General features: G+C 50.8%; 7 protein-coding genes. 6 read left to right on the top strand and 1 reads right to left on the bottom strand.

The window, feature by feature from the left end; translation table 11 throughout:
* Nucleotides 1-225: 225 nt before the first annotated feature.
* Nucleotides 226-393 (bottom strand): hypothetical protein, encoded by a 168-nt coding sequence (locus LKK83_RS06175; RefSeq protein ID WP_324630074.1) that lies wholly within the window; start codon nt 391-393, stop codon nt 226-228.
* A 1,098-nt stretch (nt 394-1,491) separates the two neighbouring features.
* Here LKK83_RS06175 and LKK83_RS06170 point away from each other — a divergent pair.
* From LKK83_RS06170 to LKK83_RS06145, 6 genes are all read left to right on the top strand, one after another.
* Nucleotides 1,492-3,000 carry a PAS domain-containing sensor histidine kinase gene (locus tag LKK83_RS06170; protein ID WP_324630072.1) on the top strand — a complete coding sequence of 503 codons (1,509 nt, stop codon included), beginning with the start codon at nt 1,492-1,494 and terminating at the stop codon, nt 2,998-3,000.
* A gap of 939 nt (nt 3,001-3,939) precedes the next feature.
* Nucleotides 3,940-4,299, top strand: coding sequence for a response regulator transcription factor (locus LKK83_RS06165; protein WP_324630071.1), 360 nt, complete (start codon nt 3,940-3,942; stop codon nt 4,297-4,299).
* Between the two features lie 219 nt (nt 4,300-4,518).
* Nucleotides 4,519-5,043: a chemotaxis protein CheW gene (locus LKK83_RS06160; protein ID WP_324630070.1), complete on the top strand. Its 525-nt coding sequence runs from the start codon at nt 4,519-4,521 to the stop codon at nt 5,041-5,043.
* Between the two features lie 298 nt (nt 5,044-5,341).
* Entirely contained in the window at nt 5,342-8,863 is a 3,522-nt protein-coding gene (locus tag LKK83_RS06155; protein WP_324630069.1) for a PAS domain S-box protein, read from the top strand.
* A 151-nt stretch (nt 8,864-9,014) separates the two neighbouring features.
* Complete coding sequence (locus tag LKK83_RS06150) at nt 9,015-12,704, top strand: methyl-accepting chemotaxis protein (RefSeq protein ID WP_324630068.1); 3,690 nt, start codon at nt 9,015-9,017, stop codon at nt 12,702-12,704.
* 222 nt (nt 12,705-12,926) lie between these two features.
* Entirely contained in the window at nt 12,927-15,779 is a 2,853-nt protein-coding gene (locus tag LKK83_RS06145; RefSeq protein WP_324630067.1) for a hybrid sensor histidine kinase/response regulator, read from the top strand.
* The last annotated feature ends 221 nt before the right edge of the window (nt 15,780-16,000 follow it).

Raw genomic sequence — 16,000 nt, 5'->3', positions numbered from 1 at the left:
GGTTTAGGCTGGTCAGGTGGTTAGAAGTACAAGCCCCTGACTTTAGACATGGGGTTGGTTTCTACGGAGTCCCTGACAAAAATTAACGTAGAACCGACTTGACGAGATCCGGGCTGCTGTAGGCAACGATCGCCAAAAAGCATGACTTAGCTCTGCGGGGAAATTGTGAACCCCTTTAACCCCGATAGTTTTATCTTAAATTCTAGCAAATATCCTATCGGCAAGTCAAATCCAACCCGTGAACTGCGCCCCCTTAGATCGAAACGTCACCCTGAGGGGCGAATTGTATTTTACATCGAGAGAATAAACTGCCTTGCCGGATTGCAATGCCGGGAGAAAAAGAAGGAGGAGTTTGACGGCGATCGCCAATAAATCCGGCAATTGTACTGTCATTTCCCTGATGTAGACAATCCTTGTGTTAATCGGGATGGCACTGGCTCAAATTCCATCCCTGTGTTGAAACACAAAAATATAAAGTTTGAGCCATGAATGATAAAGAGTTTGTAAATTTTCAACCCTTTGGCGGATTAAATGGGTAACAATCGGCATGAGGGGTCTATTTTTTTTGCAGAACAACCGAACCGATGAAAGGGAGCCTTCCATTGGGGTCTGACTGGGAGAAACGTTGCGGGTGTGGGCTTGAAAAAATCAAGTTCAAATGAGGACTTGCGGGATTTACGGGTGGGCGCTGACCCTCCATCGGTAAAAACCCTTACGTAGTTGCACGCAAAGTTTAATTGTCAAAAATCCGCTAAATAGCTGATGTGGTTTAGTCATTATTGATGCCACTCTAATCTTATAAATCACCGTATTTTTCAGACAACTGGTATGGGAGGAGACGGAATGCGTCTGGCGGTCAAACGGGACTTTGAGCTAGGAGAGTCCGATATTAAGTAATGTTTCCGGTTCTGGAAAATTTGTTTAAATTTTGAAGAAACCCGCCAAATCCGAGCTACCCAAGGGAACTAACTCTTAAGAGGAATTTTCCCTTATCATATGACCCTAGGCGCTGGAAGTATTAAAAAATACTAAAGAACTTCCAAAAAGTGTTCTATAAAACGAAATAGAAGTAGCAAAACCTCGAGAATAGGAGAAGAAAGCCGAAGTTATGGATTCAGGAGGAAGAGTGGGAGCGACTCAGAGGAATGCTCGGGTTATGCCCTCTCGATGAGCAGTTGGATTTTGACTCCCTGCACTCAAACTTTGGCAATGGAGAAAAACAACTAAGGCATATGCCGAAAAGCAAGGCACAACAATGACTTGAGGGGTCAAGAGCCAACGTTGCGGGGAGGAGACTCCACCGCATGAGTTTTGGAAAGCCCCCTTGGATTCAGGCACCACCCCCAGATCCACCGCCGGAAGTGTTAGGTAGGCAACGGGGATGCAAAACGCGAATCGCAGACAAACCATTAGAAATTAGGGGCACTGGCTTGGTTTGCCCCATGTTGACATTCAGCAGATAGAGTTCAACCACAGAGGAAGAAGGGAATTATGGTAACGACAGCGCAACTCCAACAACAAGTCAAGCAACTGCGAGAAGAACTCGATGCGAGAGAGGTTCGGTTTCGCAATGTCATCACCAAACTAGGGGATGGGATTATTATCTTGGATAGCAAAGGGCGGGTGTGCTTTGCGAACCAGGCAGCGGAATGTTTGTTCAAGTGCAACGCAGAAGATTTGATTGGCAAAGAAGTGTTTGGCACCCGGGTATTCGAGATTAAAGGGGGTCAAATTGGCACCGAGATTATCCAGCGGGTGGGAGAAACAGAGCGCAAAGGGACGCGAGTGGTACAGACGCAGGTAGAGGTGTTGCGCCCAGACGCAGAAGATGCGATCGCCGAAATGCGAGTGGTGGAAACCCAATGGGAAGGAGAACCGGCGATCATTGCCTCCTTGCGAGATATTACCTCCCGGGTGCGGATGATGGAAGCCTTGCAGCGCCGGGAAGTGCAACTCACACAACAGGCGCAGCAACTGGAAAAAACCTTACAGGAACTCAAACAAACCCAAGCGCAACTGATTCAAACGGAAAAAATGTCCAGTCTCGGTCAAATGGTGGCGGGCGTGGCGCATGAAATCAACAATCCGGTGAATTTTATCTATGGAAATCTCGACCATGCCAACTGCTATATTGACGACTTATTGAATCTGGTCAAACTGTATCAAACCCACTATCCCAATCCCGAACCTGAAATTGACGCCTACACGGAAGAAATCGATTTGGATTTCTTGCGTCAAGACTTACCGAAACTACTCTCTTCCATGCAGTTAGGCACCGATCGCATTCGCGAAATCGTGTTGAACTTGCGGAATTTCTCCCGCTTAGACGAAGCGCAGATGAAGCGGGTCAACATCCATGATGGTCTGGAAAGTACCTTATTAATCCTGCACAACCGCCTCAAACCCAGAGCGGGATTTCCGGGAATTGAAATTCTCAAAGAGTATGGCGAATTGCCACCTATCGAATGCTACGCCGGACAGCTCAATCAAGTGTTTATGAACATTTTGAGCAATGCGGTTGATGCTTTAGAGACGAAAACCCAATCGGCTCTGTGTGGTTTGCCTTCCGCAACGGAAAAACTCAATGGCAAAGGCGAGTTTTCCCGGGAAAATTTACCCCAACCAGAAATTCGCATTTCCACCGATATTGTAGAGGGCGATGCACAAACCGGCGATCGCAGTGGTAGAAGGGTGGTTATCCGAATTGCCGATAACGGATCGGGAATGCCCGAGGAAGTTCGCCAAAGACTGTTCGACCCCTTCTTTACTACCAAGCCGGTGGGCAAAGGTACCGGCTTAGGCTTATCCATTAGCTATCATATTGTGGTGGAAAAACATGGGGGTCAATTGCACTGCGTCTCCGCCCCCGATCGCGGAACCGAGTTTATTATCGAAATTCCCCTACAGGAGGCTAACCGCAAACCCGCCGATTCGGGAGCATCCAACAATACCGCGATTAGATCCCAAGCACGCTTTTCTCAACACCGAGAAGCCTGTTAAAAGTATGCCTGAATCGGTTCGCAACAGCGCCTAAAATTGCCTGCGTCTCTAAGCAGGTTTGCCGCTGGTTCTTTAATTTAGATGCAGCAACACCCAAATCGGTGGAATGGGGCAAGCTCCTCCATCCACCGTGCAAACGTTGCTGTGAATAGACTCTATACCGAGCAAACGCACCTCCGGTACATAACCCCCCGCCTTCAACGGGTGGGAAAGTTTTTTGGATGGTTTTGGCAGGTTCGCGCACCGACTCCATCGGTAGGCAGGTTGCATGTGGATGGTATCCTATCTGAAGCAAGAGTGGCAAAAAAGATGAGTCCGGGTAGGAGGTTAAGGAGGCGTGGAGTGGCTCAGGAGTGCGTGCAGAAGGGCGATTTCAATGGTAGCGAAGTGCCTTACCGGGCAGCCTGGGCGAAGGGCGAGCTTCCCGGGAGCTACGCGAGTGTCTCGGGAGCTACTGTTATCCAATTCAATGGCTAACCGCTTAACAGCTTAATTGAACTGGGAGAAAACAGGGGTAAAGAAGAGGGATAAACGCGAGAGATTCCATTGCTAGGATAGAGCGCTCAGTTCGAGAAAGAAGGGTGGGAATTTGGCAGATTTCTAGCAAGCGATACTTTTTTCTCAGGTAGAGCAGAAGTGGAAAAGCCGAAAACAATCAGCAAACAATCAGCGCGATCGCCTCATCAAGGTGAGGCTAAAAAAATATTTTGTGAGGGGAGAAAAGAACGCACAGAAGGGTTCATTTGCGCCAATTAACCCACTCGATACAGATTGACAGTTCTGGCTGAAAAATCCAGCGGGAGATGGCGCAGATAGGCTCTGGTCAGAAAAGTTAAGTAATTTGAAGTATTAGGTCGTCTGGGATTGCCAATCTCATAGAATAAGAAAGGAGAGGGAAAATCACCAGTGAAACCCGATAGAAAGTAGGGAACCATAAAAATGGCCAAAATTTTAGTTGTGGATGATGTAGCCAGCGAACTGGAGATGATTAGCCGCATTCTGAAAAATGCGGGAATGGAAGTGGTGGAAGCAACGGATGGCGAAGAAGCGATCGCCTGTATTCGAGAATCGATCCCCGATGTGGTGATACTCGACGTGATCATGCCTCGGATGAACGGGTTTGAAGTCATCCGCGAGTTGCGCGGCGATCGCAAAACCGAACGCTTGCCGGTCATCTTCTGCTCTCAGAAAAACACCGAAATCGATAAAACCTGGGGGGCCGAGTTAGGGGCGGATGCTTACGTCACCAAACCCTTTGACCCGGAACAACTGGTTGACATCGTACAGCGACTCTTGTAAAACAATTGCGCCAGGGGCGAGAGAGAGGGGCAGATTCTTCCGCCTTTACCAGAATTTGGGGAAATTTCGGGCACCCTAAGCTCAGGGCAACCCGCGCACCCGGTTTCCCCGCGATCGCTACCCCCACCGGAAGCATCAAATGCGATCTATCTATATCCCATCAACGCGATCGCTTCTGGTTGACCCATTCCGTGGCTCCATATTTCCCAAGGAGGCTTTATGATTGCATCAGAGGGATTCGATCCTATCGAGGAAACCGAAAAACTCCAGCACGCAACCGATGGAAATGCGGTGCAGTTCCTATTATTTGGGCAAGGAGAAAGCCAATTTGCGATCGACCTGATGTCGGTGCGCGAAGTTCTGTTTCTCAGGCAACAATCCATCTGTGCCGTACCAAATACCTTGCCCTATTTAATCGGGTTAACGAACTTACGCGGGGAAATCCTCGCGGTTGCGGATTTTGGGCGTTTTATGGGTGCCGAACCTGTGGATCCCGATTCTCCTCAGAGTCGGATTTTAGTGGTCGAAGTCCCCAATGGGAACAATAACGCCCTCTCGAACGTGCGAATGGGGTTAGCCCTTTCTCGGGTGTATGGGGTCATTTCAGTGAATCGAGATCGCATTGTCTCCAGTATTGACGTCAGCGAAGAAGTCGCTCCATTTTTAAGGGGATTATACGATTTGAATGGCAGCTTAGTGATGATTTTAGATATCGAAGCCCTCGCCCAATCAGAACGCTGGTAAATATGGGTCATCGGTCATTTGTCATTGGTCATTGGTCATTGGTCATTGGTACTCCCACAAAAGACAAAGGACCAAAGACAAATGACAAAGGACAAATAACAAAGCACAAAGGACAATCGAGATTATGCTACTCCTTCAGTGGTTATTGCAAATAGATCCTTCCCGTCTACCCGAGGCAAACGGGATAGGGATTGAGGGTGGATTGCTGTTCGTGCAGGGAGGATGTTGTTTGGGCATAGCGCTCGCCATCCTGCCCATATTGCGGCCAAAAAAGACGGTCTTGTTTTTACTCATTACGATGGGGTTTTTCTTATTCCAAGGAGCCGATGCTATTGTCCGCGCGATCGCCGATATTTCTTGGGGACAACAAGCCCATTTTCTCTTATTTTCCCTGGCAAAAACTATTAGTGTGGTAACGTTTTTCGGCGCATTTATCACCTATCGCCGGGGCATGGCCGAGGTCATAGAAACGGGCTTTCTGCCATCGGGACACTTATTAACAAAAGCGATTAAGCAAATTTCATTGCCAATTGCGTGGCAAAATAGCAAGTCGGTTTATTTAGGAGCCAACCAATCTTTTGCCCAAACATTTGGATTGGATTCCCGCGCACAATTTATCGAAGAACCCGCCGAGGGAGTATTGAATCAGCAGAAGGGGTCAGAGAGTGCAAGGCAAACTGACCTACATAGGAGGTTGAATGATTCACTAGATAGCCTGGAAAAAATTCCTCTTAAAAATGACAACAATCGAACCCTGGGTTATTTAATAATTTATCCAGAAAGCGAGAAGAAACTGGAAGCCGAACTTACCAAATTGCGAGCGATTATTAATGCCATAGATGACGCGATTTTCATTCACAATGCAGCCGGGGAAATTATCGACCTCAACGATCGCGTTTTGCAACAGTATGGCGTCAGCCGAGAAAACGCCTCCAAACTGTCTCTGGTCAAAGATTACTCAGGGCCGGGAAATCCCATCGAGAACCTTCCGCAACGGTGGGAAAAAGCGATCGCAGGGGTTGGGCAAACCTTTACCTGGAAAGCCAGAAGACCGCGAGACGGTTCTATCTTTGACGCCGAAATTTTTCTCAATGGGGTCACAGTTGGGGAAGAGACGTTTATTTTAGCCCAAGTGCGCGACATCAGCGATCGGCAGGAAAAAGAAGAGCAACTGCGCCTGTTTGTGGAATACACTCCCGCCGCCGTCGCCTTATTCGACAACCAACTGCGCTATTTAGTGGTATCGCGGCGCTGGCTGAGCGATTATCGGTTAGAACAACAAGAGATTATGGGGCGATCGCACTACGATTTATTTCCCGAAGTGCCCGAACGCTGGATTCAACTGCATCGCCGCGCCTTAGCCGGAGAAACCCTAAGCTGCGAAGCCGATCCCTTTCCCCGCCGAGACGGCACCACCGACTGGGTGAAATGGGAAATTCATCCCTGGTACGACAGCGGCGGCGAAGTGGGCGGAATTATCATGTTCAGCGAAGTCATCACCGAACGCATTAACGCCGAACGAGAGCGGATGCAACTGCTCAACATAGTCGAGTCCAGCCTCAACGAAATCTATCTGTTTTCCGAAGAAACCCTGGCTTTCGAGTACGTCAACCAAGGGGCATTGAGAAACCTGGGATATTCCCTAGACCAAATGCTGGGCAAAACAGCGATGGACATCAATCCGGAAATGGTGGACATGCCCACGTTAAGAAACGCGATCGCCCCCTTAGTGGAAGGGCGGGAAGAAAAACTGCGAATCGAAACCGTTCACCGGCGGCGCGATGGCAGTCTTTATCCGGTAGAAGTTCACCTGCAATTCATGCGCCAGGAAGAGCGATCGCTATTTTTAGCCATTGTCCTGGATATCACCGAACGCAAACAAGCCGAAGCCGCAATTAAAGAAAGCGAAGAGCGATTTCGCACGATGGCGGATACGGTGCCGGCATTGATTTGGGTCACCGGCGCGGACAAACAAGCGAATTACTTCAACCAAAGATGGGTAGAATTTACCGGGCGCGCGATCGAGCGAGATTTCGGCTACGGTTGGACGGAAGTCTTCCATCCCGAAGACCGAGGGCGGGCGGTAAACACCTACGAAAAGGCATTCGACGCGCGGCAAAAATTCCAACTGGAAGTGCGGCTCAAACGCGCCGATGGAGAATATCGGTGGATTTTGATGAGCGCGGTGCCTCGGTTCGATTCCGAAGGCAGCTTTGCCGGCTATATCGGGTCTTGTTTGGACATTACCGATCGCAAACAGGCTCTCGATGCCCTGCGCGAGAGCGAAGAAGGATTTCGCGCCCTGGTGGATGGAGTGAAAGACTATGCGATTATTCGCCTAGATCCCGAAGGGCGGGTGGTGAGTTGGAATGCAGGGGCACAGCGGATTAAAGGATACCGCGCCGAAGAGATTCTCGGGCAGCATTTCGAGGTATTTTATTCCCCGGAAGACCGCCGTCTGGGCACACCGCAGGGAGAACTGGAACAAGCCAAAAACCAGGGTCGGTTTGAGAAGGAAGGGGAAAGATTGCGAAAAGATGGTCAGAAATTCTGGGCGAATGTGATTATTACCGCGTTGCGGGATAATAAAGGGCAATTGCGCGGGTTCTCGAAAGTGATGCGGGATATTACCGAACAGCGACGCACCCAACAAGCCCTCGAACAGCTTACGGCGGATTTGGAACAACGAGTGGAAGCGCGCACCGGGGAATTGCAACAGACGAACAGTCAGTTGCAGCAAGAAATTCGCGATCGCGAATCTGCCGAAGCGGAAAAAACCCAGGCGATCGCGGACTTGCAAGAAATGTCCGCCCAGCGCAAAGCCGAAGCGGATACCCTGACCCAGCAAGTCCACAAACTGCTCGGGGAAATCAAAGGGGCGGCAAAAGGAGACTTAACCGTGCGCGCCGAAGTGGGAACCGACGTGCTGGGTGCCTTAGCCGACTCGTTCAATTTCCTGGTGTCCTCCCTGCGAAAAGTGGTGAAAGGCATTCAGCAACTCGCCACGGAGGTTAACTCGGCGACGGGGGATTCGATTAGCAATACACAACAGTTAGCCACCCAAGCGCGAGAACAGGCGCATCAAATCGAAGAAGCTTTGGGCCAAATCGAAGGGATGGCTAATTCGATTCAAAAGGTGTCCCAGGTGGCGAAACAAGCCGAACAGGTGGCGCAACAAGCGGCGCAAAAGGCTGAAACCGGTGGGGAATCGGTAGACCGCGCGGTGGAGGGGATTAACGAATTGCGCCAAACCATTTCCCAAACTGCAAAAATGATGAAACGGTTGGGGGAAAGTTCGCAACAAATCGGCAAAATCGTCACCTCGATTTCGCAAATTGCCGCCCAAACCAACTTGCTGGCGCTCAATGCCACGATTGAAGCGGCACGCGCCGGAGAGCAAGGGTTGGGGTTTGCGGTGGTGGCGGAAGAAATCCGCAAACTGGCGGATCGATCGGCATCGGCGACGGAGGAAATCTCTGAAATTGTGGAGCAAATCCGCAGCGAAATCGGACGGGTGAGCGAGGCGATGGAAGCGGGCACCGAAGAGGTGGTGGCGGGGACGAAACTCGCCGCCCAGGCGAAGACTCATTTAGTGGCGATTATCGATGTCAGCCGTCAGATGAACGACCTGGTGCAAGATATTACCCGGGCCGCTACCCAGCAAACTGCCAGCGCTGACGCGATCGCACAACTGATGCAGCAAGTCAGTGGCATTTCTACCAATACGGCAGAAAAATCCGTCCAGGTACAAAGCTCCTTGGATGGATTGGCGATCGCGGTCAACCAGTTGCAAGAATCCGTGGCCAATTTCCGCTCTTAGTGGTTGGTCATTTGTCATTTGTCGTTTGTCATTGGTCACTTGTCACTTGTCACTTGTCATTTGTCCTTTGTAGGAGTACCAATCACCAATGACCAATGACCAATGACCCCCAACCCATGACAACTGTTGCTATCGATGATGAGGATGTTTTATGCTTCAGTCAATCCAAAACCTCTTACTGGGCGATTTATTGCCTTATGGCGAGTGTTATGAATGGAAGCCGGGGTTAGTTTGGTTAAATGTTTCCGCAGACATTGCCCTAGTGCTGGCTTGTGTGGCGATCGCCGGGATGCTAGTTTATTTTATCCGCAAGCAGTGCGATATCGTAGCTAGCCCGGTGTTTTGGTTTATTCCCGCACTTCTCGGAGGGGTGGGAGTGACGTACTTGCTCGATTTCTGGATGATTTGGCAACCGAATTACTGGATTTTGGGCACTGTGAAATTCTTGTGTGGGGGGATTTCCGTGTGGGCGGTGTTGGAGATGCTGCCGGTACTTTTTCAAGTGGAGGCTCTTCCGAGTGCGGCAAAACTGGAGAGGGCGAACGAAGCCTTACAACAGGAAATCAAACAGCGCCAAGAAGCGGAAGTGAGGCTGAAACAGCTTGCGAGTATTTTAGAGAATACCATTGATTTTGTCGGGATATGCGATCGCCAGGGAAATGCGGTGTATATTAATCCAGCGGGACGCAAGATGGTGGGTTTATCCCTAGAGGAAGATATTTCTTCCTTGACGCCATTTGATGTAGTGCCCGAGGAGGAAAAATGCCGAGAGCAGTTGCAAGAGGGAATCGATAAAGCAATGGCTCAGGGGGTGTGGAGTGGCGAAACGATGTTGCAGCACCGAAATGGGCGACGCATTCCCACTTCCCAAGTGATAATCGGGCAAAAATCCGACGAGGGGGAAATCGAGTATTTATCTACCATCATTCGCGACATCAGCGATCGCGTGGAAGCGGAAAGGGAGATCGTCCAGCGTGAGGAATTGTTCCGAAATTTGGTAGAATCTGCCGCCGATGCCTTTTTCCTCTCCGACATGGAGGGAAATTTGATCGCCGTCAACCAGCAGGCGTGCGACAGTTTGGGATATACCCGGGAGCAGTTGTTACGGTTAAACATCGCCCAGGTCGATCCCACGGTAATTTCCGAGAATCACGCGCAACTGTGGCACAAGCTGAAGCAAGGGGAGCGATTGGCGATCGAGAGCATCCATCAAAGAGCCGATGGGAGTAGCTTTCCCGTGGAACTACAGTTAAGTGGCTTTCAAAGCGATCGCGGCATGCAAATCCTGGGTTTAGCGCGCGACATCAGCGATCGCAAGCGCGCCGAACAAGCCCTAGAATTGGAACGTCAGCGCTTGCGAGCCGTCATTGATGGCATTCCGGCGTTCCTGTATCTGCAAAAACCGGATTATTCCATCGCCCTAGCCAATCGCACTTTCCACGAACTCTTCGGGGAGACAGACTCGCGGCCCTGTTATGAAGTGGTTGCCAATCGACTCACTCCTTGTCCCGATTGTCCCACATTTCGCGTGTTTGAAACAAAACAGCCGCAAACCTGGGAATGGAAGCAACCGAAGAAGGGACGCACATACCAAGTTTACGACTATCCGTTTACCACCCTGAATGGCGAAACCCTCGTGGTAGAAATGGGAATCGACATCACCGATCGCAAGCACACGGAAATGCTGTTGCGACAATCGGAAGAGCGGTTCCGTTCCCTAATCGAAGCCACCTCGCAAATTATCTGGGATACCAAAGCGGAAGGTGAATTCGTGACCGAACAACCGGCGTGGAGCGAGTTTACCGGCCAAAGTTTCGACGAACTGAAGGGATGGGGATGGCTGGATGCGGTTCACCCGGACGATCGCCCCCATACGGCACAAGTCTGGGCACATGCCCTAGAAAACCGCATTTTGTATGAAGTAGAACATCGCTTGCGTCGCCACGATGGGGAGTATCGACACATGCTGGTTCGCGCCGTACCCATCCTCGAACCGGATGGTAGCATTCGCGAGTGGTTGGGGATACATAGCGATATCACCGATCGCAAGCTGGCCCAAATCGAGCGCGATCGCTTCTTCACCATCTCCCTGGACCTGCTTTGTATCGCCGGGTTTGATGGCCATTTCAAGCGCATCAACCCCGCTTGGACCAAAACCCTCGGCTACACCGAGGCGGAACTGATCGGCACCCCCTTTGTCGAATACGTTCATCCCGACGATCGCGCCGCCACCATTGCGGAAGCGGAAAAACTCGCCCAAGGCGAAGAAACCATCTATTTTGAAAATCGCTATCGGTGCAAAGATGGGTCTTACAAATGGTTAGCCTGGAGTGTGCGCCCTTCCCTGGAGCAGCAAGCACTTTATGCGGTGGCTCACGATATCACCCAAAGCAAGGAAACCGAAAGCCGCTTGCGCGAACTCGCCGCCGAACAAGAGCGCCTTTTGCAAGAACTGAAAACCCGGCAAAATGTGCTTGACGAAGCGGCGATCGTCAGCGAAACCGACCCGAAAGGCACGATTACCTTTGTCAACGATAATTTCTGCCAAATTTCCGGTTACACCCGCGAGGAATTACTCGGAAAAAATCACCGTCTTATCAACTCTGGCCATCACCCGAAAATCTTTTTCCAGGATTTGTGGGCGACGATTTCTGCTGGGGATATTTGGCAAGGCGAAATCAAAAACCAACGCAAAAATGGCTCATTTTACTGGGTAGATACCACCATCGCCCCGATATTCAATCCAGAAGGTCAAATCATTAAATACATTAGCATCCGCTTTGACCTAACCGAACGCAAAGAAGTGGAACAAGATTTGGAAAAATTGGCGCAAGACCGCAAAGCCGAGGCGGATTCGCTTACCCAACATGTGCTTAAATTACTAGGAGAAATTAAAGGAGCGGCCAAAGGGGATTTAACCGTGCGCGCCGAAGTTACCAATAACGTTCTCGGTGCGGTGGCGGATTCGTTTAATTTCCTCATTTCTTCCCTGCGGAAAGTGGTGACGGGCATTCAAGAGTTGGCCACTCAGGTGCGAACGGCTACCGGCGAATCGATATCCAATACCGAAGAACTCTCGAATATGGCGGGCAATCAAGCCGAACAAATCGAAGATTCGTTGCGCCAAATCGAAGGCATAACCCATTCCATTCAAGAAGTGTGCGATGTGGCAATGCGGGCGGAAAAAGTCGCCCAACAAGCAGCGCAAACGGCAGAAATTGGCGGGGAATCTGTAGACCGCGCGGTGCAGGGCATTAACGAACTGCGCCAAACCATTTCTCAAACCGGAAAAATGATGAAACGGTTGGGAGAAAGTTCGCAACAAATCGGCAAAATTGTCACCTCGATTTCGCAAATTGCCGCCCAAACCAATTTGCTGGCGCTTAATGCTACAATTGAAGCCGCAAGAGCCGGCGAACAAGGATTGGGATTTGCTGTGGTGGCGGAAGAAATCCGCAAACTGGCCGATCGCTCGGCATCCGCAACAGAAGAAATCTCGGAAATTGTGGAACTTTTACGCAGCGAAATCGGTCGCGTCAGTGCCGCAATGGAAGCGGGAACGCAAGAAGTCGTCGCGGATACGAAACTCGCCGCTGAGGCGAAAACTCATTTGATTGCGATTATCGAGGTCAGTCGTCAAATGAACGATTTGGTGCAAAATATTACTCGCGCGGCGAACAAACAAACCACCAGTGCTTCGGAAATTTCTGCGGTAATGCAACAAGTTAACTCGATTTCTACCACCACGGCGGAAAAATCCGTGCAGGTTCGCAGCTCTCTCGATGATTTGGCGATCGCAGTCAATCAACTCCAAGCGTCGGTTTCTAATTTCCGCGCCTAAACTAACTGGAGAATTGAGCCAGGTTGCATGAAGAATGAATCGAGGAAGCTACAGAAAAATCCGCAGCCGAAAAGGGTGTATCTACACCACATCAGGGCAGGGTAAAAGGGGTGAAATACTAATCCCTATCAAAAAAACTCTGTTGCACCAATCCGGATTTGATATAATTTACTCGACGCTCAATTCTCCATTCTATCCCGCTTTTTTTACCGAGAACCAACCATGACACTGATAAACTCCGACGACTTAAACGAGCTGCTCGGGGCTTTTATTGCCGAAACGCAAGAGTTTCTCCAATTGCTAGAAAACCATTTGTTAGCAATGGAAAATGCGGAGTCTGCTGAAGCTCGACAACAATTAGTGAAAGAAATGTTTCGCGCGGCGCACTCGATTAAAGGGTCGGCGTTGATGTTTGGGTTTGAAGACCTTTCCCACGCCGCTCACGCTTTAGAAGATGGGTTTGCTATTCTGCGCGATCGCGCTGACTTATCCGAGTTAAAATCCGCCACGGTGAGCGCCCTGCTATCGGGGGTCGATCGCCTAAAAAGCATGACCGAAAAATCCACCGCTACAGTAACACAAAGCGGTACGCCAGACTCGGAACAATTGCAGGAAGATGCGAAGGAAATCGCGCAAATTAAAGCTCAGTTAGAAGCAGAATACGGCACCCGAGACGAATCGGCGCAATGGGTACAAAAAAATCCCGCCAGCACTACGGCAATTCAAAGCATTTTCGAGCAAGAATTGCCGCCAATTCTCGACCGCTTGGAAACGGAACTCTCGCAACTGACCCGGGAAAACCAGTCACAAACCCTCGGGGTACTGAACGAAACCTACTACCAGCTTTCTGGGTTGGCGGGAATGTTGCAATTACCGGAATTTGGCGAAATTGCCGATCGCTTGCGCGCCATTGTGGATGCGCCGCAGTTATCCCCGGAAGAGCTACAACAACTGGGATGGGCGATCGCCCAAAATTTGCAATCCGCCCGGGAACAAGTCTTGCACGAACAACCGATCGCGATCGAACCGTTCGAGTTACCCGGCGCACAAACTCCACCGCCGACTCCCGCCGCCGAACCTTCACCTCCACCACCCGAACCGCAACCCCTAGCGCCAAATCCGCCCGCGCCAACTCCGCCAGCACAAGACCCCTCGGTGGTGGTGCGTCCCACGATTCGGGTGGAGTTGGACAGTCTCACGGAGTTGGTGAACCTGGTGGGCGAATTGGTGATTAACCGCACTCACTTGGAACTGCAAGAAACTCAACTGCGATCGGAAGTCAAGCGCCTGCGCCGTCACATCCGCGACTTAAATCAATTCGGCGTTCAATTGCGCGAAGAATACGATCGCTTGGCGGGAGAATCGGCTCAACCCTTGACCCCTTCTAGCGGCACAAGTGAGAATATCGGGTCTGCGGCACATCAGTCGCTTTTCGATAGTTTGGAATTGGATACCTATGGGGAATTTCACTCCACCGCCCAAGAAACTATCGAAACCACCCAGGCGATCGCGCGATCGGGTACCCAAATCGACGATGTGGCCCTCAATTTGGAACGCAGCACCGATCGCCTGCGCCGCATCTGCGAACGCCTGCGATCGCGCGTCATGCAGTTGCGCGTGGTCAGTTTCAGTCGCGCCGTCGATCGCCTCCCGCGCGCCATCCGCGAACTGTCTCGCACTCACAACAAAGAGGTGAATCTCTTGCTGCTGGGCCGAGAAACGAAAATCGATGAGAGTTTGTTACATGCATTGCGCGACCCCTTGGTGCATCTGGTGCGAAATGCCTTCGATCACGGCATAGAAACCCCGGAAGAACGCCAGCAAGCGGGCAAACCCCTCAGCGGTCAAATCGAAATCGAAGCGCGTCACCAAGGGGGTCAGACGATTATTACCGTCAGCGACGATGGGAAGGGTATCGACCCGGATCGGGTGCGATCGCGGGTGGTAGAATTGGGATGGGTTTCTGAGGAACAAGCAGCGGAACTCTCCCTGAACGAACTCTATGAATTCTTGTTCTGGCCCGGTTTCAGTACCGCCGGCCAAGTGACGGACCTCTCCGGGCGCGGTGTGGGCCTGGATGTGGTGCGAAATAATTTGCAACAAGTGCGCGGTACGGTGAAGGTAGACTCGCGCCTGGGTAAAGGCACCAGTTTTATTATCAAATTGCCCCTGATGCTGTCGATCTCCGATGCTTTATTGGTGAGAATCGCTCATCATACCCTGGCGGTTCCCCTGGATGCGGTGGAAGAAATCGTTCACGTGCAACCCTCGCACATCCACATGGCGCTCGATCGCCCCATGTTGCGCTGGCGCGAGGAATATATCCGCTTGGTTCCGTTGCAAAATTTGCTCCATTACACCCAAGACCCTCCGGATAATCCCTCGCCGGTGCCGGTGGGACAGGATTATATCCCGGTGTTGGTCCTCAGTTCCAGCGATGGGATTGTGGCGATCGCCGTGGAACGTCTGGTGGGTCAACAGGAAATTGTGGTCAAACCTTTACCCCAACCCCTCTCTAAACCTCACACCGTTCTCGGTTGCACCATTCTGGGCAATGGCGAAGTGGTCAGCATTCTCGATGTGGATGATATCGTGGGGGAATTGCATCCAGAAGGCTCTAATTTGCTTCCCATGAAGGCGGAAATTCAACCCGGAACTCCCGCAATGGGCGATCGCTCCAGTAACGTTCGTCTCCTCCCTCCCCCACCCTCTCAACCCCTGATTTTGGTGGTGGATGACTCCTATACTATTCGTCAAATGCTCTCTCTTACCCTCTCTCGGGCGCGCTATCGCGTGGCCCAAGCAAAAGACGGTCAAGATGCAATGGAACAGTTGCACGAGGGTCTCAATTGTTCGCTGATTGTCGCCGATATCGAAATGCCCCGCATGGATGGATTTGAATTGCTCAAAACTATTAAAGAACACCCGCACTTTTGTCATATTCCCGTGGCAGTTCTTACCTCCCGCAGTGGCGCAAAACACCGCCAAACCGCAATGGAACTCGGCGCGTCTCAGTATTTCACTAAACCTTACAACGAACGACAGTTTATCGAGGCGATCGCTAAACTGGTTTGACTCTTCTATAATGTCCGATTTTTCTGTAAAAAACAGCCAATTCAAATCCCACCTCTGCAGATTTAGGCGGGCAATTGAAATCACTCCTATGCAAGCAAAGTACGCCGACGCGGACTCATTATTTGCTATTATTTTAACTCGGTTTTAACTCGTTCCCTGGCTCCGCCTGGGAACGCCCCACCCGAGGCTCCGCCTCCTCCTAAATAACTGTGAAAAATAAT

The sequence above is a fragment of the Phormidium sp. CCY1219 genome (assembly GCF_035615515.1).
In the GTDB taxonomy this organism is placed as follows: Bacteria; Cyanobacteriota; Cyanobacteriia; order Cyanobacteriales; family Laspinemataceae; genus CCY1219.
Note: the sequence above shows the minus strand (reverse complement) of the source record. Positions and strands in the feature narration are given on the sequence as shown.

Bases quoted from the DNA above. Each gene is read 5' to 3' on its own strand.
- LKK83_RS06175 (WP_324630074.1), bottom strand. From the start codon at position 393: ATGACAGTACAATTGCCGGATTTATTGGCGATCGCCGTCAAACTCCTC.
- LKK83_RS06170 (WP_324630072.1), top strand. From the start codon at position 1,492: ATGGTAACGACAGCGCAACTCCAACAACAAGTCAAGCAACTGCGAGAA.
- LKK83_RS06165 (WP_324630071.1), top strand. From the start codon at position 3,940: ATGGCCAAAATTTTAGTTGTGGATGATGTAGCCAGCGAACTGGAGATG.
- LKK83_RS06160 (WP_324630070.1), top strand. From the start codon at position 4,519: ATGATTGCATCAGAGGGATTCGATCCTATCGAGGAAACCGAAAAACTC.
- LKK83_RS06155 (WP_324630069.1), top strand. From the start codon at position 5,342: ATGGGGTTTTTCTTATTCCAAGGAGCCGATGCTATTGTCCGCGCGATC.
- LKK83_RS06150 (WP_324630068.1), top strand. From the start codon at position 9,015: ATGCTTCAGTCAATCCAAAACCTCTTACTGGGCGATTTATTGCCTTAT.
- LKK83_RS06145 (WP_324630067.1), top strand. From the start codon at position 12,927: ATGACACTGATAAACTCCGACGACTTAAACGAGCTGCTCGGGGCTTTT.